The organism is Archangium violaceum Cb vi76, from assembly GCF_000733295.1.
GTDB classification, from domain to species: Bacteria; Myxococcota; Myxococcia; order Myxococcales; family Myxococcaceae; genus Archangium; species Archangium violaceum.
Genome location: NZ_JPMI01000094.1, coordinates 17,185 through 42,373, shown reverse-complemented (window position 1 = coordinate 42,373; position 25,189 = coordinate 17,185). Strand labels below are relative to the sequence as shown.

25 protein-coding genes and 1 pseudogene are annotated in these 25,189 nt (G+C 67.3%); 24 read left to right on the top strand and 2 right to left on the bottom strand.

What is annotated here, in order from left to right:
- Positions 1-52 precede the first annotated feature (52 nt).
- Complete coding sequence (locus tag Q664_RS14945; RefSeq protein ID WP_043394989.1) at positions 53-844, bottom strand: SDR family NAD(P)-dependent oxidoreductase; 792 nt, start codon at positions 842-844, stop codon at positions 53-55.
- A 127-nt stretch (positions 845-971) separates the two neighbouring features.
- On the opposite strand from Q664_RS14945, the gene Q664_RS14940 reads away from it, so the two are divergent.
- Positions 972-1,883 (top strand): LysR family transcriptional regulator, encoded by a 912-nt coding sequence (locus Q664_RS14940; protein ID WP_043394987.1) that lies wholly within the window; start codon positions 972-974, stop codon positions 1,881-1,883.
- A 52-nt stretch (positions 1,884-1,935) separates the two neighbouring features.
- On the opposite strand, the gene Q664_RS54825 is transcribed toward Q664_RS14940, so the two are convergent.
- Complete coding sequence (locus Q664_RS54825; RefSeq protein WP_075207436.1) at positions 1,936-2,505, bottom strand: Shedu anti-phage system protein SduA domain-containing protein; 570 nt, start codon at positions 2,503-2,505, stop codon at positions 1,936-1,938.
- 193 nt (positions 2,506-2,698) lie between these two features.
- Here Q664_RS54825 and Q664_RS14935 point away from each other — a divergent pair, with 193 nt between their 5' ends.
- The 23 genes and pseudogenes from Q664_RS14935 (at position 2,699) to Q664_RS14835 (ending at position 25,129) form a co-directional block, all read left to right on the top strand.
- Positions 2,699-3,505 carry a hypothetical protein gene (locus Q664_RS14935; protein ID WP_152622111.1) on the top strand — a complete coding sequence of 269 codons (807 nt, stop codon included), beginning with the start codon at positions 2,699-2,701 and terminating at the stop codon, positions 3,503-3,505.
- Positions 3,484-4,389 carry a DUF3396 domain-containing protein gene (locus tag Q664_RS14930; RefSeq protein WP_052518117.1) on the top strand — a complete coding sequence of 302 codons (906 nt, stop codon included), beginning with the start codon at positions 3,484-3,486 and terminating at the stop codon, positions 4,387-4,389. The genes Q664_RS14935 and Q664_RS14930 overlap by 22 nt, the downstream gene beginning before the upstream one ends.
- A gap of 233 nt (positions 4,390-4,622) precedes the next feature.
- Positions 4,623-5,087 (top strand): PaaI family thioesterase, encoded by a 465-nt coding sequence (locus Q664_RS14925; RefSeq protein ID WP_043394985.1) that lies wholly within the window; start codon positions 4,623-4,625, stop codon positions 5,085-5,087.
- Positions 5,084-5,383, top strand: a pseudogene (locus tag Q664_RS62935) (MFS transporter); the annotation flags it as partial. The gene Q664_RS14925 and the pseudogene Q664_RS62935, both read left to right, overlap by 4 nt.
- Before the next feature lie 25 nt (positions 5,384-5,408).
- Positions 5,409-5,597 carry a hypothetical protein gene (locus Q664_RS60845; RefSeq protein ID WP_235216705.1) on the top strand — a complete coding sequence of 63 codons (189 nt, stop codon included), beginning with the start codon at positions 5,409-5,411 and terminating at the stop codon, positions 5,595-5,597.
- Between the two features lie 75 nt (positions 5,598-5,672).
- The gene (locus tag Q664_RS14915) at positions 5,673-6,662 is read left to right on the top strand and encodes a ParB N-terminal domain-containing protein (RefSeq protein ID WP_043394981.1); all 990 of its coding nucleotides are present in this window, start codon (positions 5,673-5,675) and stop codon (positions 6,660-6,662) included.
- Positions 6,663-6,684: 22 nt separating this feature from the next.
- Positions 6,685-8,094, top strand: a complete 1,410-nt coding sequence (locus Q664_RS14910) for a sigma-54-dependent transcriptional regulator (protein WP_043394979.1) — start codon at positions 6,685-6,687, stop codon at positions 8,092-8,094.
- A 192-nt stretch (positions 8,095-8,286) separates the two neighbouring features.
- Positions 8,287-9,198: a type II secretion system protein GspC gene (gspC, locus tag Q664_RS14905; RefSeq protein WP_052518116.1), complete on the top strand. Its 912-nt coding sequence runs from the start codon at positions 8,287-8,289 to the stop codon at positions 9,196-9,198.
- A gap of 22 nt (positions 9,199-9,220) precedes the next feature.
- On the top strand, positions 9,221-11,740 hold the full coding sequence (gspD, locus tag Q664_RS14900) for a type II secretion system secretin GspD (protein WP_043394975.1): 2,520 nt from the start codon (positions 9,221-9,223) through the stop codon (positions 11,738-11,740).
- Between the two features lie 3 nt (positions 11,741-11,743).
- Positions 11,744-13,537, top strand: a complete 1,794-nt coding sequence (gene gspE / locus Q664_RS14895) for a type II secretion system ATPase GspE (protein WP_043394973.1) — start codon at positions 11,744-11,746, stop codon at positions 13,535-13,537.
- Positions 13,538-13,603: 66 nt separating this feature from the next.
- A complete protein-coding gene (gene gspF, locus Q664_RS14890; RefSeq protein ID WP_043394971.1) occupies positions 13,604-14,860 on the top strand; it encodes a type II secretion system inner membrane protein GspF in 1,257 nt (418 codons plus the stop codon).
- 13 nt (positions 14,861-14,873) lie between these two features.
- Positions 14,874-15,044, top strand: a complete 171-nt coding sequence (locus tag Q664_RS60005) for a hypothetical protein (protein ID WP_200883704.1) — start codon at positions 14,874-14,876, stop codon at positions 15,042-15,044.
- Between the two features lie 34 nt (positions 15,045-15,078).
- A complete protein-coding gene (gene gspG / locus Q664_RS14885; protein ID WP_043394968.1) occupies positions 15,079-15,495 on the top strand; it encodes a type II secretion system major pseudopilin GspG in 417 nt (138 codons plus the stop codon).
- 28 nt (positions 15,496-15,523) lie between these two features.
- Positions 15,524-16,006 carry a type II secretion system protein GspG gene (locus tag Q664_RS14880; RefSeq protein WP_043394966.1) on the top strand — a complete coding sequence of 161 codons (483 nt, stop codon included), beginning with the start codon at positions 15,524-15,526 and terminating at the stop codon, positions 16,004-16,006.
- Positions 16,003-16,731, top strand: a complete 729-nt coding sequence (locus Q664_RS14875; RefSeq protein WP_052518115.1) for a pilus assembly FimT family protein — start codon at positions 16,003-16,005, stop codon at positions 16,729-16,731. Before Q664_RS14880 ends, Q664_RS14875 begins: the two co-directional genes overlap by 4 nt.
- Positions 16,728-17,555 (top strand): prepilin-type N-terminal cleavage/methylation domain-containing protein, encoded by an 828-nt coding sequence (locus Q664_RS14870; protein WP_043394964.1) that lies wholly within the window; start codon positions 16,728-16,730, stop codon positions 17,553-17,555. The genes Q664_RS14875 and Q664_RS14870 overlap by 4 nt, the downstream gene beginning before the upstream one ends.
- Positions 17,552-18,226, top strand: a complete 675-nt coding sequence (locus Q664_RS14865; RefSeq protein WP_043394962.1) for a type II secretion system protein GspJ — start codon at positions 17,552-17,554, stop codon at positions 18,224-18,226. The genes Q664_RS14870 and Q664_RS14865 overlap by 4 nt, the downstream gene beginning before the upstream one ends.
- Before the next feature lies 1 nt (position 18,227).
- Positions 18,228-19,577 (top strand): type II secretion system minor pseudopilin, encoded by a 1,350-nt coding sequence (locus tag Q664_RS14860; protein ID WP_043394960.1) that lies wholly within the window; start codon positions 18,228-18,230, stop codon positions 19,575-19,577.
- 2 nt (positions 19,578-19,579) lie between these two features.
- The gene (locus Q664_RS14855) at positions 19,580-21,175 is read left to right on the top strand and encodes a type II secretion system protein GspL (RefSeq protein WP_043394958.1); all 1,596 of its coding nucleotides are present in this window, start codon (positions 19,580-19,582) and stop codon (positions 21,173-21,175) included.
- A 3-nt stretch (positions 21,176-21,178) separates the two neighbouring features.
- The gene (gene gspM, locus Q664_RS14850) at positions 21,179-21,736 is read left to right on the top strand and encodes a type II secretion system protein GspM (RefSeq protein ID WP_043394956.1); all 558 of its coding nucleotides are present in this window, start codon (positions 21,179-21,181) and stop codon (positions 21,734-21,736) included.
- A 2-nt stretch (positions 21,737-21,738) separates the two neighbouring features.
- Positions 21,739-22,725, top strand: coding sequence for a type II secretion system protein GspN (gene gspN, locus Q664_RS14845; protein ID WP_043394954.1), 987 nt, complete (start codon positions 21,739-21,741; stop codon positions 22,723-22,725).
- Between the two features lie 167 nt (positions 22,726-22,892).
- Positions 22,893-24,524, top strand: a complete 1,632-nt coding sequence (locus Q664_RS14840; protein ID WP_043394952.1) for a sigma-54-dependent Fis family transcriptional regulator — start codon at positions 22,893-22,895, stop codon at positions 24,522-24,524.
- 95 nt (positions 24,525-24,619) lie between these two features.
- Positions 24,620-25,129 carry an RNA polymerase sigma factor gene (locus tag Q664_RS14835; RefSeq protein ID WP_043394998.1) on the top strand — a complete coding sequence of 170 codons (510 nt, stop codon included), beginning with the start codon at positions 24,620-24,622 and terminating at the stop codon, positions 25,127-25,129.
- The last annotated feature ends 60 nt before the right edge of the window (positions 25,130-25,189 follow it).

Below are 25,189 nucleotides of genomic sequence, written 5' to 3'. Positions count from 1 at the left end.
AACTCGCCAAGACTCCGTGACGAGGTCCTGGCCAGGCGTCTGCTCGCCCTCCTCAGTCGAGGGTGGTGACGAGGCCGCCCTCGGCACGGAGCACCGCGCCGTTCGTCGCGGCGGACAGGGGGCTGGCCAGATAGGCGACCAGGCTGGCGATCTCCCCCGGCTCGATCATCCGCTGCAGGAGCGAGGACGACCGGTGTTTCGCGAAGAACTCGGCCACGATCTTGTCGGCCGGGGCCTCGGGCTCACTGGACACGCTGCGCAGGAAGTCGACGATGCCCTCCGAATGCGTGGGCCCCGGTAGCACCGAGTTGACCGTCACCTTCGTGCCCTTCGTCAGGTTGGCGAGACCCCGCGAGATGGAGAGCTGCGCCGTCTTGGTCGTCGCGTAGTGGATCATGTCCGGAGGAATGGTGAGCGCGGACTCGCTGGAGATGAAGATGATGCGTCCCCAGTTGCGCTTCAGCATGCCCCGGAAGTAGGCCCGCGACAGCCGCACGCCGCTCATCACATTGACGTTGATGTAGGAAAGCCAGTCGGCATCGGTGATCTCGGCGAAGGGCTTGCTCTCGTAGATGCCCAGGTTGTTGACGAGGATGTCGACGTCGCTCGCCTCCTTCTGGATCAAGGCCGCGCCCTCGGCGGTCGCCGCATCCGCCAGCACGCCGCGGATGAGCTTGCCGCCGGAGGCGCGGATGTCCTCCACCGCCTGCTCGAGCTTGGCCCGCGAACGGCCGGTGATGAGGACCTCGGCGCCCTCGACCGCCAGCGTCCGCGCGATCTCGAGGCCGATACCAGCGGTGGCACCAGTCACCAGCGCGGTCTTCTTGTTCAATTGCAGATCCATGAGAGCTCCCAGTCGGGGTTGAGAAAAGGGGCGGCGTAAGCCGTGCCGTTGTGCGGTTGGAATAACCCTTGCGTGCCGGGATGAACATTCACAGGATGGTTGCAATACTTGTGAACGGGGTTCACGAATGGCGCGCATCCTCATGGAGCGCTCCGGCGAGCTGGAGGTCTTCCTGCGGGTAGTGCAGGAGGGCGGATTCTCCGCGGCGGCCAGGAGCGTGGGCCTCACTCCCTCGGCGGTCAGCAAGCTCATCACCCGGCTGGAGAAGCGGCTTGGAGCCCGCCTCTTCATGCGGACGACCCGCGCGCTGAGCCTCACCGAGGAAGGTGAGGCCTACTACCGGGCGGGACAGCGCATCCTCCAGGAGTTGAACGACGCCGAGCAGGCCACCGCCCCGGGCGCGGTACGGGGCCGCCTGCGCGTCAATGCGTCGCTTCCTTTTGGCTCCCAGTTCGTCGTCCCCGCCCTTCCCGCCTTCCTCGCGCGCTACCCCGACGTCATCGTCGATCTCAGCTTGACCGATGACGTGGTCGATCTGCTCGCCCAGAAGACCGATGTCGCCATTCGCATTGGCGACCTGCCCGACAGCGCGCTGCTCGCGCACAAGCTCGGGCAGAGCCGCCGCGTCATCTGCGCCTCACCCGCCTACCTCCAGCACAAGGGCACGCCGAAGACGCCAGACGAGCTGCGACACCACGACTGCCTGACCTTCAACTTCCGGCGCGCCCGCAGTGGCTGGCCCTTCCGGGAGGCGGGTGGCGTCATTCAACAGGTCGTCACCGGAAGCGTGCAGGTGAACAACGGCGAGACCCTGAAGCAGCTGCTCCTGAACGGGGTGGGCATCGGCCGCCTGGCGCAGTGGCATGTGGCCGCGGAGATCAAGGCCGGCCGCCTCGTCCCCCTGCTGGAGAAGTACAACCCGGGCGACCTGGAGCAGATCCACGCCATCCACGTCGGAGGCGGACAAGTCCCGCACCGCGTGCGTGCCTTCATCCGCCACATGGTGGACACGATGAAGACCTCGCCGCCAACGGGTTAGAGCAGGCGAACGCTCCGAGTGAATCCTGTACTACCATGACGAAGTCTATGTATCAGATCGCTGACTGCATTCTGAATTCAGCGTCGCCCAACACCTTCGGAGCCTCGCGCTCTTTCGCCTTCATCAGGGAGTCCGACATCGACTTGAATGGATCGATCAAGGTATCCCAGGTCACGACTCGAACTGAGATATGGGTTTCGTTGAATGAACGCAATCGGCGCAAATCCAGCGCAGAGAGACGATCTCGCTTGCCAATCACCACGACTCCAGAACGCTCACCGTCGAAAACACCATACCCCGGCGACGCATGGTCACGAAGCCACGAGAACCATTGATTGATCTGCATGATGGCGGTGTTGAGTGCTTTTGAGGGTAACCCTTGCCGAGTGAAAAGTGGGTGGCTGCTCCGCTCAAGCTCAATGAAGGTCCAGAAGATTCCGTTTCCGACCGTCCGGACGGCGAAGTCTGCTGTGTAATCGCGCCCAAGAGAGGGCTTGCTAATGTAGAGAGGCCCACCGAATTCTTCGAGCAGAACAGGGTGCTTGACGACGAACTGATGCAGAGCCTCTTCGGGTGGACTCTTCTTCAGCAGGTTCTCGAAGTCTCGACAGAATTGGTTCATGCCAATTCACCCCAGGGTTCAATCCATTCGAACTACACGAGCCTGCACGATGTTGCAGGTACATGCAATAATGCCCAGGACTACGGTGGTTGGCTCGTAATGGACAAGGTACTGGAGGGCAGGTTAGATCAATTGTCTGGAGAGTTGATGGGACAGGTCTGGAGCCCCGCAGCATGAACCCCTGGAGGACGTCATGTCGTTTCCACTTGTGACGCGAGTGAAGCCAGCCGTACTCACAATCATCTTGCTCGTGTCAACCCTCGGCTCGGCAGGTCCTGCCTTTGATTCGGCAACGAGCGCCTGTCGGCAGAACCCGAACTATTGTGCTCGTGTGGCTGGAGAGGAGGCTGTGGTCCCCACCATCCAGGGTGCTGCCGAGATTGCCTCTGTAGGGGCCGCGCTGCGGGTGCTGAACTCCAAGATGCAGGCCGACATCGAGAAGTCCTTGGAGAAGTGCGTCGATTGGGCAGATGACCAGATCAACCGCCGCCGATTCAGCGGCAACAGTCCCTCACGCAAGCAATGCCAAGAGGAGGTATCAGGAACGGACCCGTGTGGAAGAAGAATGACCCGGGCCATGCAATTGGGCACGGAGAAGCATGAACTCGCCCTCCAGTGCGCGGAGGAGAAACTGGGCGAGTTGATTCCAGGGCGCTTCAGCCGGGAGCCGCGATACCGCTACGACCCTCAGACCGGGCAGAAACAGTTGGTCAGCCGCGAGGAGGTACGAACCCTCCTGCAGAAGGGGTGCGGCGACGAACTCGAGGGTACAATCGTGCCCGACATCGTCATCCACTCGGGCAATCCGCTCGAGGCCCTGGCCGTCTACGACTTCAAATTCCCTTGTCCCGACACAAACAAGCCCACCTGGAGGGAGTACGAGAAAGGACCCTTCGCAGGCTCCACCCAGGGAAAGATGTACTTGGAGATCTTGAAGGTAGGGCCCAACCTGATCGCACCGATACGAGGAATCATCCGGTGGCTCGAATCCCAGAAATAAGGCTCGACACGAAGCAGGGAGAGCTCGTTGTGCGTGAGGGCGTGAGCATTTGTTTCTACATGCGCCGCTCCCACAAGGAGATTGCCCAGGCGGTGATGCGTTCACTGGAAACGTATTCGCACGCGGTGGGGCAACAAGCACCTGGCTGGTATGTGGACCCGGAGGGGGACTGGCAAGAACTCGACGGTGCTGGTTGGGACCACCTCCGTCTCAAGTTGCTGGAGCGAAGCAGCCCCATCATCAGACTGCGGGACACTCCGAGTGGCATCAGCCAATATGCCTTCGATTATTACGGCAAGTCGCTCGACGCACCTTTGTTCGTGAACAACCCGGGTGCGGTGTGCGCGGTCTCCTTCTGCCTTCCTCCCGAATATCTGGAGACACATGGGCCCGCACACGTACGTGAACTGGCTCTAGAACTGGCCGCGCCACTGCCCTTCAACTCCGGCCAGGCCAGCCTTGCATTCAATTCCTTGATGCAACTCCCGGGCGGCGCAGCAGAACTCAGTCAGTGGTGCTTCCGCTACCCTGGAATGAACCTCCAGCCCCTGGAAGACACCGCCTGGGACATCGGCACGAGGGTGCAGGGGGCATACTGGCTGACCTTCCTGGGTCAGCCAGTGCTTGGCGAGCTAGGTGGAACCTCGGGTCTACGAGCCCGCCTGTCCTCTCCGGATATCTCCGTGCAGGAACTGGAAGGTGAGCGAGCCGTCGTCACTCTTGGAGACTGGCCCGAGGCAGGCGATACCGAGGAGGGTCGCGAACTGCCGCTGCACCGCGAGTTGGCGCGCATCCTGGAGCCATGGCTCCATCAGCGGCAGAACCCTTGGAGCGGCTTCACCCCGGAGGACATGCGTCGATGGGAGCGCCGCTTTCTCGACTGAGCGCGTCTTGCGAGCAGGGCTCCCTCTGACCACCGCCTGCCCCTCAGCCCGGGCGGGCCCCTGCCAACGGCCATCCTCGGCCCTCCCCACCCGTCCGGTCGCCTTCCTCCCCTCCCCGTCGATTCCCTGGAACCTCGTCCCGCTTCATATTATGCTCGTAGTATGAATCAGGGCGGGCCCGGGAACATGGCCTGGGTCATGCCCCGTGGTGTGCATCAGAACGAGGAGAAGTCATGAACGGCCGAGTCGCTGCGCCCAAGACCACGCGGCACCTCCAGGATCTCCAGCGGATCATGCGAGGAGAGGCACCACCCCCTCCGATCGCGAAGCTGCTGGGGCTCATGCTCACCAGCGCCGAGACAGGCCGTGTCGTCATCGAGCTCGACGCCTCGGCGCGCCATGCCAATCCCATGGGGACTCTCCACGGGGGCGTGATCTGCGACCTGGCCGATCTGGCCATGGGCGCCTCCATGGCCACGACGCTCGAGGACGAGGAGAGCTTCACCTCGCTCGATCTCACGACCAAGTTCCTCAAGCCCATCTGGAACGCGCGCCTCCGGGCCACCGGGCGCGTGGTCAAGCGGACGCGGACGCTCGGGCTGATCGAGTGTGACGTCGAGGACGAGAAGAACAGCCTCGTGGCCAGGGTGTTCAGCTCGTGCATGGTCCTCCGTGGAGACGAGGCTCGCGGTCGATGACGGCGACCTTGTCCGCGGTGGAGGTCCCCGCCTCACCCCAGGTCCGACCGGGTGCCGTGCTCGCGGTGGTCTCGTCGGCAGCGTTCCTGGCCAGCCTCGATCTCTTCATCGTGAACGTGGCGTTCGAGCACCTGGGCCGGAGCTTCCAGGGGGTCTCGCTCGCGGACCTGAGCTGGGTGCTCAACGGGTACGCCATCGCCTACGCGGCGCTGCTCATTCCGCTCGGGCGCCTGGCCGATCGGTTCGGAAGGAAGGCCGGGTTCCTGCTGGGGCTCGGGCTGTTCACGGCAGCGAGCGCGGCCTGTTGTGCGGATCGTCAACATGAGCCGCCAGGTCGGCATGGCGCTCGGCGTCAGCCTGCTGGTGGCGCTGGTGGGCGGCGCCGTGGGAGGAGAGCCGCGGGCGGCGTTCGGGCACGTGTGGATGGCCGCGGCCCTGGTGTCGCTGTGCGCGGCGCCGTTGTGCCTGGGGGTGAACACGTCCCGAGCCATGGACCCCTCGCGCACATGACTTCCTGAGTCATTTCCCCTGCCCCGCGCCGTGGCGATCGCCTAGGTTCCCCCTTCCGCGACAAGGGGGAGCACCATGGCAGCGAAGTCACCGCGCAAGAAGGCAGCCACCCGCACCACGACGCGCCGGCCCCGCCGCAAGAAGGCCGAGCCCGCCTCCAAGGGCCTCAGCGCCGCCGAGGTGGCGAGCGAGGCCGCCACGCCTCCTGTCGAGCTGGTGCAGGGCATCCAGGAGGACGGCGGCCAGGTGCTGAGCGTCTATCGCGACCCGCTCGGCGCGCACACGGTGGTGTTCGCCGCCCTGCCCATCGACAAGGTCGAGCCCACGCCCTACCAGCGCGACCTGTCCGAGCCCCACGTGAAGCGGCTGGCCGCGGCCATGGAGCGGTTGGATCGCTTCCTGGACCCCGTCATCGCCATCCGCAAGGAGGGCAGGTACTGGACGCCCAACGGCAACCACCGGCTCCACGCCTCGAAGCTGCTGGGGGGCAAGTCCATCATGGCGCTGGTGCTGCCCGAGGAGGACGTGGCCTATCAGATCCTCGCCCTCAACACGGAGAAGGCCCACAACCTGAAGGAGCGCTCGCTCGAGGTCATCCGCATGCACCGGGGCCTCACCGGAGCACGGGCCGGGCGCGAGTCCGAGTTCGCCCACCTCTTCGAGGAGCCCGCCTTCCTCACCCTGGGTGCCGCCTACGAGAAGCGGCCGCGCTTCTCCGGTGGCGCCTACAACCCCTTCATCAAGCGCGCCGAGTCCTTCCTGGACCTGCCCCTGGCCGAGGCCCTCCAGGTGCGCGAGGCCCGCGCCGACAAGCTGCTGGAGCTGGACGACGCCGTGGCCACCGTGGTGGACGGCCTCAAGGCCCGGGGCCTGCAGAGCCCCTACCTGAAGAACTTCGTCGTGGCCCGCATCAACTTCCTGCGCTTCAAGAAAGAGGGACCCGTCGAGTTCGACCCCACCGTGGCCCGGATGATTTCCAGCGCCCGGAAGTTCAACCTGGACAAGGTGAACCGCGAGGACATCGGCCGGATGAGTGGACCCCTCCTGGCCGAGGACCCGGAATAGGGATTGCAAGGCAGCCAGCGCCATGACGACACCACCCACCACCGTCCTGGTCGTCGATGACGACCGGGCCAACCTCGACTCGGTCTCGCGCATCTTCCAGCGCGAGGGCCTGGAGACCCTCGCCGCCAGCAACGGCACCGAGGCCTTGGAGCTGCTGCGCCGCCCCGAGGTGAGCGTCATGGTGACGGATCTGATGATGCCCGGCATGGACGGCCAGGAGCTGCTCAAGGCCTCGCGCACCATCCGCCCGGACGTGGAGGTGGTGCTCATGACGGCCTACGGCACGGTGGAGACCGCCGTGGCCGCCATGAAGGACGGCGCCTACGACTTCATCACCAAGCCCCTCAAGCGCCACTCGCTGGTGAAGTCCGTCCAGAAGGCCCTGGAGCGCCACGAGCTGGCCGCGGAGAACCGCGTCCTCAAGGCGAAGCTCGCGGAGATGGGCAGCACCGGCGGGCGCTCCATGGTCGGCCAGTCCCCCGCCTTCCGGGCGATGATGGACACCCTCCGCCAGGCCGCGCCCTCCACCGCCACCGTACTGCTGCTCGGAGAGTCCGGCACCGGCAAGGAGCTGGCCGCCCGCGCCCTGCACGAGCAGTCCAACCGGGCCAGGGGCCCCTTCGTCGCCATCAACTGCGGCGCCCTCCCCGAGAGCATCCTCGAGGCGGAGCTCTTCGGCGTGGAGCGCGGTGCCTTCACCGGCGCGGTGGCCCGCCGCGAGGGCCGCTTCGAGCGCGCCAGCGGCGGCACCCTCTTCCTGGACGAGGTGGGTGAAATGCCCCTGTCCGCCCAGGTGAAGCTCCTGCGCGTCCTCCAGGAGGGGGAGCTGGAGCGCCTGGGTGGCACCCAGACGGTCAAGGTGGACGTCCGCATCGTCGCCGCCACCAACAAGGATCTGCAGCGCGAGGTGGCCGAGGGCCGCTTCCGCGAGGACCTCTATTACCGCCTCAACGTGGTGGAGGTGCGCATCCCCGCCCTCGCCTCGCGCCGCGAGGACATCCCCCTGCTGGCCGACGCCTTCCTGCGCCGCTTCGCCTCCAAGAATGGCAAGGTGTTGCGCGGCTTCTCCCCCGACGCCCTCAGCACCCTGGAGAACTACGCCTGGCCGGGCAACGTGCGCGAGCTGGAGCACGCCGTGGAGCGCGCCGTGGTGCTCGCCAGATCCGACGTCCTGGAGGTGGGCGACCTGCCCGAGACGGTGCGCAAGGGCCCCCTCGGCTCGGCCGGACAACTCGTCATCCCCATCGGCACCCCCATGGAGGAGATCGAGCGCCGGGTGATCCACGAGACCCTCCGGCACACCAAGGGAGACAAGACGCTGGCCGCCCGCCTGCTGGGCATCGCCGCCCGCACCATCTACCGCAAGCTGGAGCGCGAGGCCTCCGAGACTCCCGGCACCGGAGAGGGCCCCGGCTCGCCCCCCGCCGAGTGACAGCCCGTCAGGCTCTCTGCCCGGCCGCTGACATTTTGTCCCAAGCCGCCACGACGGCCGCTTCTGCCACCAGCGGCCCGGCTTATTCCGGAATGAATTCAAGTACTTGGCTGTAAGGCTCGGGTTGCCCGCCCCCCTCCGCGGGTGGCACCCCGCTTGCTCAATCCCGAGTAGGCCCTCTCTGGACGCGTGATGGAACTCTTCTTCCGCAAGTACTTCTGGACCGTGAACCTGGTCTTCATCCTGCTCGTCGCCTTCCTGGCGGCACGCACGGTGAACCTGTTCGTCGAGTCCGCCATGACGCCTCTGCCCTCGGGCGAGGTGTCCTCACGGCAGAAGGCGAAGCCCACGGTGACGTTGGCCTCGCTGGATCTCAAGCGCCTGTCGGACCTGACCGGCATCGCCATTCCCGAGCCCGAGCCCATGGTGGCCGAGCCCTCCTCCCAGCCCGACGTGGACCCCAGCGCCGCTCCCGTGAAGAGCGGGCTGCGCGTGAAGCTGCTGGGCACCCTGGTGGCCAGCGACAAGATGTGGTCCGTGTCCTCGGTGCAGGACATGAACAACCAGCGCTCCACCACGTACATGGTGGGGGACCGCATCCAGGGCGCCGAGGTCATCGACATCGAGCGCGAGCGCGTCATCATCATCAACGCCGGCCGCAAGGAGTACATCGACAACCAGCCGGGTGATGGCGCCGCCGTGGCCTCCTACACCCCGCCGCCGGTGCCCACCGGGCCCGCCGTGCAGGCGCCTCCCAATGGCAGCGGCATCCGCGCCATGAGCGAGAACGACTACGAGGTGCCTCGCGCGGAGATCGATCGCACGCTGGCCAACCTCAACGACGTGGCCATGCAGGCGCGCATCGTGCCGGCCTTCAAGGACGGCCAGGCCCAGGGCTTCAAGCTCTTCTCCATCCGTCCCGACTCCATCTACTCGAAGATCGGCGTCCAGAACGGTGACGTCATCAAGCGCATCAACGGCTTCGAGCTCAACAGCCCGGAGAAGGCCCTCGAGGTCTACACCAAGCTGAAGGAAGCCTCGCGGATCGAGATCGAGCTGGAGCGCAACGGTTCGAGCGTCCGCAAGAACTACACCATCCGCTAACCCCGCATTACCCCGCCCCTCCATGAAGACGCTTCCGTCCTGGTTGCTCCTGCTGTGCCTGGCGATCTCCGCGCCCGCCCTGGCGCAGCGCCGCCCCGGTCCACCTCCCACGGGCACTCCCGCCGAGCGGGAGATCTCTCCGCAGACGTCCCCCGAAGGCCAGGGCACCAGCGTGCGGCAGACGCCCACGTGCGAGGAGGTCCGCCGCCGCGCCCGCTACGGCATCTACTTCGACAAGGTGGACATCGAGAAGCTGGTGCAGACCGTCTCGGACGCGACCTGCCGGACGTTCATCCTCCCGGAGAACGTGCGCGGGAAGATCTCCATCATCGGCCCGGAGAACGGGCGCGTGGAGGTGGACGCGGATCAGTTCTACGCGGCCTTCCTCGCGGCGTTGGACGCCAACGGCCTGTCCGTCTACCAGCACGGGCGCTTCCTGAAGATCGTGGATAAGCGCGCCGCCAAGCAGAACCCCATCCCGACGCTGGTGGATCCGGATGCCCCGTACACCACCAACGAGCAGATGATCACCAAGCTGTTCCGCATCAAGAACGTGGAGGTGGAGCCTCTGCGCGGGGTGCTGCAACAGCTGGTGTCCAAGGATGGCGACACCATCCCGTACCCGCCGGACATCGTCATCATCAACGACGTGGGCTCCAACGTGCACCGGCTCGAGCGCATCATCGATCAGCTGGACACGCGCGCGGCCAGTGACGAGGTGCGCATCATCCAGGTGCAGTACGCCACCGCCGCGGACGTGGCCGCCACGGTGCAGAAGCTCTTCGAGCCGAAGGGCGGCGGCGCGGGCCGTCCCGGCACCAACCGCGCCGGCCCGCCGGCGGTCATGCCCCAGGGCGGCCCCGACGCCGTCCCCATGCCCGGGCCCGAGGGCAGCAGCGGCTCCGGCGGCCCGGTGACCTTCTCGCAGATCATCCCCGACGAGCGCACCAACAAGCTCATCGTCGTGGCCAGCCCCGCCGCCTTCGAGCGCATCCAGGGCATGGTGCGCGAGCTGGACATCCCCACCGCCGGCACCGAGCGTATCAACGTCTACCCGCTGGAGAACGCCAACGCGGAGGAGATCGCCAGCACGCTGCAGTCGCTGGCGCAGGGCACGACCAGCCGTCCGCGCGTGCCCACCCCCATGCCTCCGGGCGTGCCCCGCCCCGGTGCCACCACGGGCGGCGGCTCCGCCGAGCTGTTCGCCGGTGAGGTGAAGATCTCCGCCGACAAGGGCACCAACTCGCTCGTCATCATCGCCAGCCAGAGCGACTACCGCAGCCTGGTGCGCGTCATCCGCGAGCTGGACAAGGCGCGGCGGCAGGTGTTCGTCGAGGCCGTCATCATGGAGGTCAACCTGGATCGCAACAACGAGTTCGGGTTGAACCTGCACAGCGGCTACCAGGTGGGCACGCCGCTGGGGACGGGCTCGGGCATCATCGGCACCAAGTACACCACGCAGGGCCTGCCCCCCTCCTTCTCGCTCGCCAACCTGGCCAGCTTCGGCGGCTTCCTCGCCGGCCTGCAGGGCCCCGTCATCCCCGAGCTGAAGGCCCTGGGCATCGACATCCCCGCCTTCGGCGTGGTGCTGCACGCCTTCCAGCAGAGCTCGGACGTCAACGTGCTCTCCACCCCGCACATCCTCACCAGCGACAACGAGGAGGCGGAGATCACCGTGGGCCAGAACGTGCCCTTCCAGTCCGGCTTCTCGCCCTCCTCGCTGGGCACCGGCCTGGGCACCACGGGCGGCGTCACCGGCGGCCTCACCCCGTCGCTGCTCGGCAGCCTGGGCGGCCTGGGCAGCCTCTACGCCCCCATCACCCGCCAGAACGTGGAGCTCAAGCTCACCGTCAAGCCGCAGATCAACGAGAGCGACTTCATCCGGATGACCATCTCCGAGCAGACGGAGGAGATCGCCTCGACGGATCCCGTGCTCGGCCCCACCACCTCCAAGCGCAGCGCCAAGACGACGGTGGTGGCCAAGGATCAGGAGACGGTGGTCATCGGCGGCATCATGCAGGAGCGCACGCTCGAGTCCGTGGCCAAGGTGCCCATCCTGGGTGACGTGCCCCTGCTGGGCCACCTCTTCCGGCAGACGAACACGCGCAAGACGAAGACGAACCTGCTGCTCTTCCTCACGCCCCACATCATCCGGGACCAGTCGGACTTCCGGCGTATCTTCGAGCGCAAGATGGCCGAGCGGCAGCAGTTCGTGGAGCAGTTCTACGGCCAGGTGGCCGGCTACGACGTGCCGGTGGACTTCAGCCGCAAGAGCGGGCCCCTGAGCCGCATGCGCCGGGTGCTGGCCACCGAGGAGCAGAAGGCGGAGAACGGTGGCCCCGGCCAGCCCGGTGAGCGCATCCTGCGGCCGAGCGGCCCGGCGGCTGGCGCCTCGCAGCCTTCTTCCCGGGGCGGGGAAGTCTCGCCGTCCGAGGGGGGTTCTCTGACTCCGGCGGCGGAGCCGGTTCCCGTGCAGCCGCCGCCCGCGCCCGAAGATCAGGAGCGCCTGCGCATCCAGCCGGACACCGGGAACGAGAGATAGAACATGAGCCTGCTCGCTGACGCCCCACTCGCCAAGCCCGCCGACGCCGCCACCCAGGTCGTCTCCCACGGCCCCGCCTTCCTGTGCGGCCGGCCCCTGGGAGAGATCCTCCGCCACACCAGTGGCCTCACGGAGGACAAGCTGCAGGAGGCGCTCCAGCTCCAGGCCGAGAAGGGCGGCCGGCTGGGGGAAGTCCTGGTGGGCATGAAGGTCCTCGGCGAGGAGGACGTGGCCAAGGCGCTCGGCCTCCAGCTCGATCTGCCCTACCTGGCGCGCATCTTCCTGGAGGAGGTGGACGCCGAGCTGATCAAGCGGATGCCCATCAACTTCGCCAAGCAGGCGCGCATCCTCCCCCTGTCCGTGGACGGGGACGCGGTGGCCCTGGCGGTGGCGGATCCGCTGGACACCACCGTGTTGGACCATGCGCGCATGCTGCTGGGCCGGGACATCCAACCGCGCATCGCGCTCGCCTCCACCATCGTGGACGCCATCAACAGCGTCTACGACCGCGCCACCAACGAGGCCGAGCAGCTCGTGGACGAGCTCCATGCGACGGATCTGGACTCGCTCGCCCAGGAGATCGAGGAGGTCAAGGACCTGCTCAACGACGAGGGTGACGAGGCGCCCATCATCCGCCTCATCAACTCCGTGCTCTTCCGCGCCGCCAAGGAGCGCGCCAGCGATATCCACATCGAGCCCATGGAGCGCGAGCTCCTGGTGCGCTTCCGCGTCGACGGCGTGCTGCAGGAGATCATCAAGCCGCCCAAGCGCTACCAGAACGCGATCATCGGCCGCGTGAAGGTGATGGGCCAGCTCAACATCGCGGAGAAGCGCCTGCCCCAGGACGGCCGCATCCGCATCAAGCTGGCCGGACGCGACATCGACATCCGTCTGTCCACCATCCCCACCACCTACGGCGAGCGCATCGTCATGCGCTTGCTGGACAAGAACACCACGCTGCTGGATCTGACCGAGCTGGGCATGGCGTCCAAGATGCTCGAGCAGATGGAGCACGTCATCCGCCGCCCGCACGGCATCATCCTGGTGACGGGCCCCACGGGTAGCGGCAAGACGACCACGCTCTACGGCGCGCTCTCGCGCATCAACACCCCGGACCTCAACATCCTCACCGTCGAGGATCCGGTCGAGTACCAGCTCAAGGGCATTGGCCAGATGGCCATCAGCCCGAAGATCGGCCTCACCTTCGCCCAGGGCCTGCGCTCCTTCCTCCGCCAGGATCCGGACGTCATCATGGTCGGCGAAATCCGCGACAAGGAGACGGCGGAGATCGCCATCCAGGCGTCGCTGACGGGCCACCTGGTGTTCTCCACGGTGCACACCAACGACGCGGCCAGCGCCATCACCCGTCTGGTGGACATGGGCGTGGAGCCCTTCCTCGTCGCCTCCTCACTCACGGCGGTGCTCGCCCAGCGTCTGGTGCGCCGCGTGTGCCCGGACTGCCGGGTGCAGTACTCGCCCACCGACGAGGAGCTCAAGGAGCTCACCCTCAACCGGGCGCTCCTCAAGGAGCGCTACGGGGTGGAGAAGATCTACAAGGCCGCCGGCTGCCCCTCGTGCAACCAGAACGGCTACCGGGGCCGGACCGGCATCTACGAGCTGCTGCTGGTGGATGACTCCGTGCGCCAGCTGGCCCTGAAGAACGTGGACGCCTCCACCATCAAGAAGGCCGCCATGAGCCACGGCATGCTCACCCTGCTGGATGATGGCGCTCGCAAGATTGCCCTGGGCGAGACCACCATCGCCGAAGTGCTCAGCATCACGCAGGAAGACCTCTAAAGGACTCGCGCCCCACCTCTCCCGGAAGGGAAAGGCATGGGGCGCGGTTTTACTCCGCGACCCACCATGCCAGTCTTCGAGTACAAGGCCCTTGATCAGGCCGGAAAACCCATCCGTGGAATGCTGGAAGCGGACTCGCCGAAGACCTTGCGCTCGCAGCTGCGCAAGGACGGCAAGTTCCTCACGGAAGTCCTCGGCCAGGCCGAGGGCGGCCGTGCCGCCGTGCGCAAGGGCGCCAACGCGGCCTCGGCGGACCGCGAGGTCAACTTCGGCAAGATGGCCCGCGGCCGTATCACCACCGACGACATCGCCATCACCACGCGCCAGCTGGCCACCCTGCTGGGCGCCGGCGTGACGCTCGTCGAGTCCCTCTCCGCCCTGGTGGACCAGGTGGAGAAGGAGCGGCTGAAGATCATCCTCTCCGAGGTGAAGAGCCGCGTGAACGAGGGCGCCTCCCTGGCGGACGCGCTCGCCGTGCACCAGAAGGTCTTCGGCTCGCTCTACGTGAACATGATTCGCGCCGGCGAGCACTCGGGCGCGCTCGATGCCGTGCTGCTGCGTCTGGCCGACTTCACCGAGAGCCAGTCCAAGCTCCAGCAGAAGATCATCGGCACGATGACCTACCCCGCCATCATGATGCTGGTGGGCGCCGGCATCCTCACCATGCTGATGGTGGTGGTCATCCCGAAGGTCACGAAGATCTTCACCACGATGAAGGCCACCCTGCCCATCACCACCCGCATGCTCATCTGGGGCAGCAACTTCCTGCGGGACTGGTGGTTCATCATCTTCCCGCTCATCGCGGCCATCATCTTCTCGTCCGTCACGTACTTCCGCAGCCCCAAGGGGAGGCCGGTGTGGGATCGCTTCGCCCTGAAGGCGCCCATCTTCGGCAGCCTGCTGCGCCTGCTGGCCATCTCGCGCTTCGCCCGCACGCTGGCCACGCTCCTCAAGAGTGGCGTGCCCCTGCTGACGGCCATGGACATCACCCGGGCCGTCATCACCAACTCCATCCTGGCGGACGTGGTGGAGAAGGCCCGCGACGCCATCCGCGAGGGTGAGAGCATCGCCACGCCCATCAAGCGCTCCGGCGAGTTCCCCCCGCTCGTGTACCACATGATCGCCATCGGAGAGCGCTCCGGACAGCTGGAGGACATGCTCCTGTCGGTGGCGGACAGCTACGAGAACCAGGTGAACGTGCGCATCGGCGCCCTCACCTCCATGCTCGAGCCGCTGCTCACCGTGTTCATGGGCGTAATCATTGCATTCGTGGCCTTCTCGGTCCTGATGCCGATTCTGCAGGTGAACTCGGCCATCCGGTAACGGAGGCATCGCGATGAACAACACGCTCGACCGGTGGATCCAGCGCGTCACCCTCGTGGCGCTGCTCGCCTTGACGGCGGCGCTGCTCACCGTGGGGGTGGCCCTGTACGCCTCCGACTCCAAGGCCCGTACGGCCGGCGGCGCCTCCCAGCCGCACGACATTTTGACAGAGACGACCCGATAACGGCCCGGTGGCTTGCCGAAAAGTCACGAGAGGAATGACCATGAGCGACAAGAAGACGAAGCAGCAGCGCCGCCGCCGCGGCATGACCCTCATCGAGATCATGGTGGTGATCACCATCCTCGGTCTCATCATGGCCGCCGTGGGCGTGGCGGTGATTCCCAAGCTGGACGAGGCCAAGCAGGACACGGCCCGGCTGGACATCGCCAACATCCACAACGCCCTGAAGCTCTACTACACGAAGAAGGGCAAGTACCCCGACACGGGCACCGGCCTGAAGGCGCTGGTGGACACGCAGAACCTGGAGAAGGTCCCCACGGATCCCTGGGGCAACGAGTACGTGTACATGAACGAGGGCGGAAAGCCCGTCCTCATGTCCTACGGCGCCGACGGCACGCAGGGCGGCGAGGGTCCCGACGCGGACATCTCCTCGCGTGACACGGCCAAGAAGTAGCCGACCCTCCAAGCAACGAGAAGACACCATGACCCTCGAGCACGCCCCCACGCAGCAGCAAGCAGAAGAGACGGCGCGTCCGTCCCGCGTGGGGCGGCTCCTGGTCGCCGCCGTCATCGTCCTGGCCACGGCGGGGGCCTTCGGCATCGCCAGCCTCACCTTCGACAAGACGCTCAGCCCCCTGCAGCGCCAGGCCCGGGCGGAGATCCGCGGGCTGGAGGGCTACTTCAAGTCCTACCACCGCATCACCGGGCGCTTCCCCGCGCAGGCGGAGAACTTCTATCCGCTCCTGCAGGTGGGCCTCCTCAAGGAGGTCCCCAACGATCCCTGGGGGCGCCCGTATCAGTACCGGATGTCGGATCAGGGCAAGGGCTACATCGTGTCCTACGGCTCGGACGGGGTGCCTGGCGGCACCGGCGACGCCTCGGACCTCATCAGCGGAGGCGTGCTGAACAACGCCATCGTCGGGACGCCTCAGCAGCAGGAGGCGGCGAAGGGGGGAGCGCAATGAACGGACAGGGAAGCATCGCGCGGCGCAGGGCCCGGGAGCGCGGATTGACCCTCATCGAGGTGTCCATCGCGATCGGTATCGCCGCGGTGTTGTTCGCCGCCGTCACCATCTCCATCGGCTCCATCACCGGCGCCAAGGCCAAGGCATCCGCCGCCGAGCTGGCCGGCGTCATCCGCTCGCTCTACGACACCGCCGCGCTCAGCGGGAAGACGTGCCGGCTCACCTTCGATCTGGCCGACCCCAAGGACGAGGAAGGCATCACCCGCTACCGCGCCGAGTGCGCCGCGGGCAACGTCACCACCTCGCGCGACCGCGACGACATGCTGAAAGAGGAGAGCCGCGCGCGCGAGGACGCGAAGCGCGGCCAGACGCGGAGCGATCCGCGCCGCAACTTCACCCGGGGCAGCGACGACCTGCCCGGCCTGGACGAGATCCTCGCCCAGGAGGAGAGCCGCGTGGAGAACGCCGCGCGCTTCTCCGAGTACACCGCCGAGGAAGTCCGGCCCCGCGAGCTGCCCGCCGGTGTCTCCCTCTCCGTGTGGACGCGCCACCAGCGCGAGCCCGCCGAGAAGGGCGCGGCCTACCTCTACTTCTTCCCCCAGGGCTTCACCGAGAAGGCCCAGGTCTACGTGCGCCAGGGTGACAATGTCTGGACGCTCGTCGTGTCGCCGCTGACGGGTAAGGTGGAGATCGCCGGCGAGGCGCTGGAGGTGCCCAAGTCATGAGACGCTCCCGTGGCTTCACCCTGTTGGAGACGGTGGTGGCGCTCGCCATCCTGGCGCTGGCGCTGATGGCCATCTTCGACATCAACTCCGGCGCGGTCTCCAACCACGCCTACGCCAAGAAGCTCACCGTGGCCACGCTCCTGGCCCGCTCGAAGATGACGGACCTGGAGCAGAAGCTCTACGACGAGGGCTTCTCCAACGACGACGACGAGGAGACCGGCGACTTCTCCCAGGAGGGTTGGGACAACTACAAGTGGCGGGCGAAGATCATCGCCCCGCAGACGGACGGCGTGTCCCCCGAGCAGCTCATCGGCGCCATCTTCAACCTGCCCATCGGCGAGGGCGGAGACATGGGCGGCCTGGCCGCCATGTTCGGTGGCGGCGGCGCGGCCGGGGGCAAGGACGGCCAGAGCGGCCCCTCGCAGAGCACCAGCAACCCCATGGCGGGCGCGGCGATGGGCATGGCCCAGCCCATGTTCACGCAGATGGTGCAGCAGATCACCCAGACGGTCCGCGAGGTGCACCTCACCGTCTACTGGAGGGAAGGCACCCAGGTGGAGAGCCTGGACCTCGTCACCCACGTGGTGTCGCTGGGGCCCGGCTCGGACCGCAACGGCGGCTTCAGCCCCCAGAACGGCCAGCAGCCCGCGGAGACCGCCAACCAGTGGGTGGACCCCGCCAGCGGCATGATCGTCCAGGGCGTGCCCGGCCCCAGCGGGATGGTGAACCCCCAGACGGGGCAGCCACTGATGCGGCGCTCGGACTGGCTGCAGCAGCGCAATGGCGGCAACCCGCTCGGTGGAATCCGGGGAGGCGTGCGATGAAGCGCTCCATGCGCCGTGGCTTCACGCTGATGGAGATCATGATCGCCGTGGCCATCACCGCCCTGATGGGCGCCATGGTGGGCATGGCCTTCCAGACGGGCTTCCACGCCAAGGAAGTGGTGGAGGGCGAGGCGGACCACTACCGCATGCTGCGCGCGGCCATGAACCGCATGGCGCGGGAGATCGGCTCCGCGTACGTGAGCGACCGCTACGACGCGCAGCGCTACCGCGACCAGAACGACCGGCCCAGCAACTTCATCGGCGAGGAGGATCAGCTGACGATCACCACCTTCGCCCACCAGCGTCTGTACACGGACGCCAAGGAGTCCGACCAGGCGATCGTGGAGTACTCCGTCCAGACGTCCTCGGAGCGAGGGGCCAACGGCCGCATGGATCTGATGCGCCGGGTGAATCCGAATGTTGAAGGCCGGATGGAACGGGGCGGAACCTCGGACGTGCTCTTCGAGGGAGTGAAGAAGCTGGAGTTCGCCTACTGGGACTCCGAGCGGAAGGAGTGGGAGGACGAGTGGGATACGCGCCGCACGGAGCTGAAATCCAAGCTGCCCACGCGTGTTCGTATCACCCTGGTAGCGCTCGACGAGAATGGCAAGGAGACGCGCTACACCACCCAGACCCGTGTGATGCTCAACACGGAGCTACCCAGGTACTGAGATGACGAGCCCCAACCACACAGAGGCCCGGCCGGCAGGCGCCCGCCGCGATGCCCGGGGAAACCGCCGCCGGCGCGGCGTGGCGCTCATCATCGCCGTGGTGGCCATCACCATCCTCACCGTCGTGGCCACGGAGTTCGCCTACAACACCCGCGTGGACCTTCAGCTGGCGGCCAACCAGCGCGACGAGGTGCAGGCCATGTACATGGCCCGCTCCGGCGTGGCGCTCTCCCGCCTGCTGCTGCGCTTCCAGAAGCAGGTGGACCAGACACCCATCCCCAACATCGGCGGGATGCTCTCCCAGCTCACGGGCGGCGGTGGCGGAGCCGCGGGCGGACAGCAGCCGGCCTCCTCGCTCAACATCCAGCTGTGGAAGCTGGCGCGTGTGGACTGCCACATGCTCAAGGGCCTGACCACCGGGGGTGGCCTCCTGGACGAGGAGGAGGACGACGCCCCCGCCCTGCCCCCGCTCTCCGACGAGGACGACAAGGGGACGGGAGAGCTGTCCCTGGGTCCCTCCCGGCGCTCCTTCGGCGGCTTCTCGGGCTGCTTCCTCGCCACCATCCAGGACGAGGAGGAGAAGCTCAACCTGCACCGCCTCAACGCGGGCACGGGTGACGCGCTGCCCACCGCGATGCGGTTGATGGACCTGATGAGCGACAAGCGCTTCGAGTTCCTGTTCTCGAAGGAGGACGCCAACGGCGTGCGCGTGCTGCCGCAGGACGTCATCATCGCCATCAAGGACTGGGTGGACGAGGACAAGACGCAGTCCGCTTTCGACCCCAACAACGCCGTCAGCCCCTTCGCCGCCGGTTTCTCGGATGAAAACGGGCCCTACAGCCGTTTCGATCCCCGCTACGAGTCGAAGAACGCGCGCTTCGACAGCATGGACGAGCTGTACCGGGTGCATGGGGTGAACGACCGCTTCATGGCCGCATTCCGGGATCGCCTCACGGTGTACCCGGACGTCAATTCCAAGCCCAACGTCAACACGGATGATCCCATGATGATGTACATGGCCATCCTGTCGGCGGCGGACCCCGCTCGGCCGGACCCCCGGTTGAGGGATCCGGTGTTCGTCCAGGAGCTCATCTCCCGCATCCGCGCGGCGCGGGCCTTCAGCTTCTTCGGCATGGGTGTGGCGGACTTCGTGACCGCCATCGAGGGCGCGGGAATCGCCGTCAATCCCCAGCTCAAGGCCAACGTGGCCGGCAACCGCCTGCTGGGCGACAAGAGCAACACCTTCAGCATCAAGTCCGTGGGAGAGGCGGGGTCGGTCCAGAAGACGATTACCGCCGTGGTCCGGCTCGACGACGGGCTCGGCAAGCTCCTGTATTGGAGAGAGGAATAACGATGGCCCGGATTCTAGGTCTGGACCTGGGCAGCCACTCGGTGAAGGGGCTGCTCCTCGAGGCGAATGCTCGCAACCCGGCCGTGAGGGCCTGGGCCGAGGTGCGCCGTGGCGAAGGCGAGCGTCAGGAGACGCTGCGCACCGCCCTGCGCGAGCTGCTGGCGCGTCCGGAATTCCACCACCCGGATCAGGTGGTGGTGGCGCTGCCCGGCCCCTCGCTGGTCACCCACCAGCTCGCCCTGCCCTTCACCGACCCGAAGCGGATCGAAGCCACCATCCCCTTCGAGGTGGAGAGCCAGATTCCCTTCGACCTGAACGAGACCGTCTTCGACTACCAGGTCGCCTCGCAGGTGAAGGACAAGGGCAGCGAGCTGCTGGTGGGCGTGGTGCGCCGCGAGGAGCTGTCCACGCTGCTGCAGGTGCTGAACGAGCTGGGCGTGGACCCGCGCGTGGTGACGCACCCGGGCATCACCTACCAGAACCTGCTGCTGCAGCAGCCGACCCTGTTCGCGGGCACGGACGCGGAGGCGGTGGCCATCGTGGACCTCGGCCACGAGCGCACGACGCTGGCCATTGGCCGGCCCGGCGGCGGCGTGGAGTTCGCGCGCACCTTCGCCGGTGGCGGGCAGAACCTCAGCCGCGCGCTGGCCACCGAGTTCCAGACGCCGCAGCCGGAAGCGCACCACTGGAAGGAGCAGCACGGAGCGCTGGCGAGCGCGGCCACGGCCCAGGGGCCGGACGGTGAGCGGGCGGCGTCGGCCTTCGTGCGCGGCCTGCAGCCGGTGCTGCGCGAGCTGCGCCCGTCCTTCAAGGCCTTCACCGCGCGCACCCGCCGACAGGTGGGCGCCGTGCTGCTGTGCGGCGGCACCTCGCGCATGCCGGGCCTCGCCGAGCAGCTGAGCAAGGATCTGGGCGTGCCCGTGCGCATGCTGGCGCTGCCCTCGGAGGCGTCGGCCGTGGTGCCCGCCTCGGAGCAGCCGGCGGCGATGCAGGCGTACTCGCTCGCGCTGCGCGGCCAGGCCTCGGGGCCCAAGGCGCCGCGCTTCAACCTGCGCCGCGGCGAGTTCGCCTTCAAGGGTGACTACGACTACGTGAAGGACAAGCTGGGGCTGCTGGCCTCCTTCGCCGCCACCCTGCTGCTGCTGCTCATCGCCAGCGGCGTGGTGCGCAACTCGGTGCTCGCGCGCCGCGAGGCCCAGGTGGACGCCGTGCTGTGCGACGTCACCCAGCGCATCCTCGGCTCGTGCGAGAAGAACTACGACATCGCGCTCAACCGCCTCAAGGGCGTGGAGAGCCCGGCCGCCGCGCTGCCGAAGATGTCCGCCGTCAACCTGCTGGCGGAGATGTCCCAGCGCGTGCCGGCGGACGTGCCGGTGACGTTCGACCGCATCGACATCGACTTCGAGCGCATCAGCGTGCGCGGCCTCACGGACGGCTCCAAGCAGATCGACACCATCGCCACCGCGCTCAAGGGTCACCGCTGCTTCAAGGAAGTGAAGGAGGGCAAGGTGGAGAAGACGAAGGATGGCAACAAGGTCTCCTTCCGCCTGGACATCCACGTGGAGTGCCCCGAGCAGGCCCAGGGCGGGGAGGGCTAGGACATGGAAAAGCTTCGAGGACTCCTCAACGACGCCAAGGCCTGGTTCGAGCGGCTGACCAGCCGGGAGCGCCAGATGGTGCTGGGCACTGGAGGCGCGGTGTTGGCCTTCGTCCTGTTCGTCATCATCTTCTCCTTCGCCAGCAGCGCGGACGCCTACCGCAAGCGCACGGACCAGAAGCTGGCCAAGCTGCGCGAGGTGCAGGCGCTGGCGGCCAGCTACCGCGAGGCCACCCAGGAGCGTCAGAGCGTGGAGCAGCAGCTCACCGGCAGCAACGTGCGGCTGATGACGTACATCGAGGAGAAGGCCACCCAGGCGGGGCTCACCGTGCCCAACATGACGCCCAAGAACGACGTGGGCATCGGGGACGGGCAGATCGTCGAGAGCTCGGTGGAGCTGACGTTCACCGACGTGGACCTGCGCAAGCTGCATGACTTCCTGTCCTCGGTGGAGCGCGGGCCCGGCGTGGTGAAGGTGAAGAGCCTGCGCCTCGAGCCGCGCGATGCCTCGGAAACCCTGACGGCGTGGACGACCGTCGCCACCTACAAGATGAAGCAATGACCATGGCTGCTGAGACCAAGATCGCCCGCTGGAAGCTCGCCCTTGGCTACGGTGCGTTCTCGCTCGTGGCCTTCCTCGTGTGCCTGTTCCTCACGTTCCCGTACGACACGCTGCGCAAGCGCGCCGTGGACGCGGCGGCGGACGCGGGGTACGCGCTGCGCATCGGCTCGCTGCGGCCGGGGCTGCGCGGGCTGACGGCCACAAACGTGCGCATCAGCAAGGTGCCCAACGGGATGACGCCCGAGCTGCACGGCATGCTCGCCAGCAACAGCTCCATGCTCCCGGGCCCCGAGGAGCTGGGCGAGCCGATCATCGTGGACTCCGTGGCGGTGCGGCCCGCGCTGCTGCCGCCAGGTGTGGCGTTCCATGCCAACCTGCTGGGCGGCAGCCTCAGCGGCAACGTGGGCGCGCTGGGCGACGTGAAGGTCGCGGTGAAGCTGTCCGACCTGGACACCTCCGGGGGCAACCTCAAGGGCTTCAGCGGCGTGGACCTGACGGGCAAGCTGAACGGCTCGCTCGACCTCACCCTGCCCAAGACGCGCGGCCAGCCGGACCTGAGCCAGGCCAACGGCCAGCTCTCGCTGGACACCAAGGGACTGCTCATCCAGGGCGGCAACGTGATGGTGCCCATGTACGGCACCCCCACCCCCATGGATCTGCCGAAGATCGCGCTGGGTGACATCGACGCGCGCATCAAGATCGAAAAGGGCCTGGGCACCGTGGAGGCCCTGCAGGCCCGGAGCGAGGACCTGGAGATCCTGGGCTCGGGCACGGTGAAGTTCGGCCAGCGGCTGGACGTGAGCCAGCCGGACATGGACTTCAAGCTGAAGGCCGAGCCGGAGTTCGTGAAGCGGCTGGGCATCATGGGCGCGGGCCTGACCATCCTGCCCCCGGACAAGACCGATCCGAAGTACCGCGTGGCGCACCTGGGCGGCTTCTTCAACCGTCCCAACTTCGGCCCCGCGCGCCAGCAGTCGCCGATGCGCTAGTCCCCTGTCGCGGTGGACCCGGACCCCTCCCGGTCCGGGTCTCCCCGGTGGACGATGCTTCGGGTTGGGTTCAAAAACACTACCTCAAAAATCATCCCAGGTGGTTGCATGCCGGTCGCTCCACGGATTAGGAGTGTCCCCGCAACTGACTTTTCAGGGAGGGTTCGATGCCGGAGCTGGTGTTCTTTCGTCGGGGCGAGGAGGTGCTGAGGGTGGGGCTGGGGCGCGAGCGCATGGTGCTCGGCCGCGGCGAGAAGAGCGACGTCGTCATCCCCGACCCCGAGGTGAGCCGCCGGCAGGTGGCCCTCGTCTTCGACGGTGAGCGCTGCACGCTGGAGGACCTGTCGGGTAAGGGGACCCAGGTGGCCGGCGCCTCCATGAAGAAGGGCGAGCTGGCCGATGGCGCGGACATCACGCTCGGCCAGTGGCGCGCCGTGTTCCGGCTCCACGGCGGCGGCCAGTCCGACGCCGCCACCGAGGTGGGTGACCGCACGGAGCTCCAGCCCCGCGACTCCACCTCGCGCTGGCAGCCCGCCCAGGTGCGCATCCGGCAGGGCTCCAACGAGACCGTCCAGAAGCTCAACGCCGACAGCTTCACCGTGGGCAAGGATGCGTCCTGTGACCTGGTCATCCAGGACTCGTTCATCTCCAGCCGCCACCTCAAGGTGACCCGGCGCGATGGCCACTTCCACGTGCTGGACACCAACTCCACCAACGGCACCTGGCTGGGCCCGGTGCGCGTCTTCGAGGTGCAGGTGGGGCTGCCCACCACGCTGCGCCTGGGCCAGACGGAGCTCGTCCTCGAGTCCGTCACCCCGGCCCGCAAGGAGCTGTCCTTCCACGGCATCATCGGCGCGGATCCGTCCGTGAAGCAGCTCGTGGACCTCATCGAGCGCGTGGCCCCGTCCTCCGCGGCGGTGACCATCCTCGGCGAGTCCGGCACCGGCAAGGAGCTGGTGGCCCGCGCCCTCCACACGTGCTCCCAGCGCGCCGACAAGCCCTTCATCCCCGTCAACTGCGCCGCCATCTCCAAGGAGCTCATCGAGAGCGAGCTGTTCGGCCACGAGAAGGGCTCGTTCACCGGCGCCACCAACGCACGCAAGGGCGCCTTCGAGGAGGCCGACGGCGGCACCCTCTTCCTCGACGAGATCGGCGAGCTGCCCGTGGACCTCCAGGCCAAGCTGCTGCGCGCCCTGGAGAGCGGGGAGATCAAGCGCGTGGGTGCCAGCAAGCCCTCCAACGTGGACGTGCGCGTGGTGGCCGCCACCAACCGGGAGCTGCTGGCGGCGTCCCGCGACGGCCGCTTCCGCGAGGACCTGTACTACCGCCTGTGCGTGGTGCCCCTGCACCTGCCCCCGCTGCGCAACCGGCGCAGTGACATCCTCGGACTGGCCGAGCACTTCCTGCGCATGTACTCGCCCCGGGGCCAGACGGTGCGCCTCACGCCCGAAGCCATGGAGCGGCTCCAGCAGCACGCCTGGCCCGGCAACATCCGCGAGCTGCGCAACGTGGTGCACCGCGCCCTGTTGCTGCGCAAGGGCGCCGCCATCGACGCCCCGGACATCACCTTCGACCAGGAGGTGAACCGCGAGACGGGCGTGTCCGTCCCCGAGCTGCCCCCCGGCATGACGCTGGAGCAGATGCTCCTCAAGCTGGAGCGGCAGATCGTCGAGGCCGCCCTGCGCCGCTGCAACAACAACCGCGAGCGCGTGGCGCGTGAGCTGGGCGTGGCCCGCTCCACCCTCTTCAAACGGCTCAAGGAGTGGGGCCTCACCCGCCAGGAAGAGGAGACGGAGTAGGTCCGCTCCCGGCTTCCACACCCTTTAGATCCTTTTCGCGGCCCATTCGTTCCAACCTCCAGACACCCGATGAGGGTGTTCAGGAGGCACACATGATGGATGCCGCGGTCATTGCCCTTCCTCCCTTCGCCGAGCTGTACCGCCAGTACCGCACACGGGCACTGGCCATCGCACGCCGCATCGTGGGTGATGCGGACGAGGCGGAGGATGTGGTGCAGGATGTCTTCACCCGGCTGGCCCAACGCCCCGGCGGCTTCGACGGCCGCTCGTCGTGCTCCACGTGGTTGCATCGTGTGATGGTGAACAGCAGCATCAACTGGTTGCGGGCCCGCAAGCGCCGCGAGCGGTTGCAGCACGAGCCCGAGAGCCCGGCCTCCCCCGAGGCCCACGCCGTGGGCATCGAGATGCAGCGTCACTTCGAGGAGGCCCTGGACAAGGTCAGTGAGCAGCAGCGCCAGGTGCTGTGGCTGCGGGAAATGCGCGGCTACAGCTACCCGGAAATCGCCGCCATGCTGCGCATCCCGGAGGGCACCGTGAAAAGCGCCCTGCACCGGGGCCGGCAGCGCGCCCTCGCCGAGCTGGAGGAGCGCGGTCAGCAGCCGTGAGGCCGTGGGGGTGAAGTGAGGGGCCGCGTGTCTGGAACATGGGACACGTGGCACCCTCAC

Coding starts and splice junctions, on each gene's coding strand:
- gspD (WP_043394975.1), top strand. CDS start 9,221: ATGAAGACGCTTCCGTCCTGGTTGCTCCTGCTGTGCCTGGCGATCTCC.
- Q664_RS14880 (WP_043394966.1), top strand. CDS start 15,524: ATGACCCTCGAGCACGCCCCCACGCAGCAGCAAGCAGAAGAGACGGCG.
- Q664_RS14840 (WP_043394952.1), top strand. CDS start 22,893: ATGCCGGAGCTGGTGTTCTTTCGTCGGGGCGAGGAGGTGCTGAGGGTG.
- gspN (WP_043394954.1), top strand. CDS start 21,739: ATGGCTGCTGAGACCAAGATCGCCCGCTGGAAGCTCGCCCTTGGCTAC.
- Q664_RS14910 (WP_043394979.1), top strand. CDS start 6,685: ATGACGACACCACCCACCACCGTCCTGGTCGTCGATGACGACCGGGCC.
- Q664_RS54825 (WP_075207436.1), bottom strand. CDS start 2,505: ATGAACCAATTCTGTCGAGACTTCGAGAACCTGCTGAAGAAGAGTCCA.
- Q664_RS14940 (WP_043394987.1), top strand. CDS start 972: ATGGCGCGCATCCTCATGGAGCGCTCCGGCGAGCTGGAGGTCTTCCTG.
- Q664_RS14925 (WP_043394985.1), top strand. CDS start 4,623: ATGAACGGCCGAGTCGCTGCGCCCAAGACCACGCGGCACCTCCAGGAT.
- gspE (WP_043394973.1), top strand. CDS start 11,744: ATGAGCCTGCTCGCTGACGCCCCACTCGCCAAGCCCGCCGACGCCGCC.
- gspG (WP_043394968.1), top strand. CDS start 15,079: ATGACCATGAGCGACAAGAAGACGAAGCAGCAGCGCCGCCGCCGCGGC.
- Q664_RS60005 (WP_200883704.1), top strand. CDS start 14,874: ATGAACAACACGCTCGACCGGTGGATCCAGCGCGTCACCCTCGTGGCG.
- Q664_RS14860 (WP_043394960.1), top strand. CDS start 18,228: ATGACGAGCCCCAACCACACAGAGGCCCGGCCGGCAGGCGCCCGCCGC.
- Q664_RS14915 (WP_043394981.1), top strand. CDS start 5,673: ATGGCAGCGAAGTCACCGCGCAAGAAGGCAGCCACCCGCACCACGACG.
- Q664_RS14855 (WP_043394958.1), top strand. CDS start 19,580: ATGGCCCGGATTCTAGGTCTGGACCTGGGCAGCCACTCGGTGAAGGGG.
- Q664_RS14875 (WP_052518115.1), top strand. CDS start 16,003: ATGAACGGACAGGGAAGCATCGCGCGGCGCAGGGCCCGGGAGCGCGGA.
- Q664_RS14945 (WP_043394989.1), bottom strand. CDS start 844: ATGGATCTGCAATTGAACAAGAAGACCGCGCTGGTGACTGGTGCCACC.
- Q664_RS60845 (WP_235216705.1), top strand. CDS start 5,409: ATGAGCCGCCAGGTCGGCATGGCGCTCGGCGTCAGCCTGCTGGTGGCG.
- Q664_RS14835 (WP_043394998.1), top strand. CDS start 24,620: ATGGATGCCGCGGTCATTGCCCTTCCTCCCTTCGCCGAGCTGTACCGC.
- Q664_RS14870 (WP_043394964.1), top strand. CDS start 16,728: ATGAGACGCTCCCGTGGCTTCACCCTGTTGGAGACGGTGGTGGCGCTC.
- gspM (WP_043394956.1), top strand. CDS start 21,179: ATGGAAAAGCTTCGAGGACTCCTCAACGACGCCAAGGCCTGGTTCGAG.
- Q664_RS14935 (WP_152622111.1), top strand. CDS start 2,699: ATGTCGTTTCCACTTGTGACGCGAGTGAAGCCAGCCGTACTCACAATC.
- gspF (WP_043394971.1), top strand. CDS start 13,604: ATGCCAGTCTTCGAGTACAAGGCCCTTGATCAGGCCGGAAAACCCATC.
- Q664_RS14865 (WP_043394962.1), top strand. CDS start 17,552: ATGAAGCGCTCCATGCGCCGTGGCTTCACGCTGATGGAGATCATGATC.
- gspC (WP_052518116.1), top strand. CDS start 8,287: ATGGAACTCTTCTTCCGCAAGTACTTCTGGACCGTGAACCTGGTCTTC.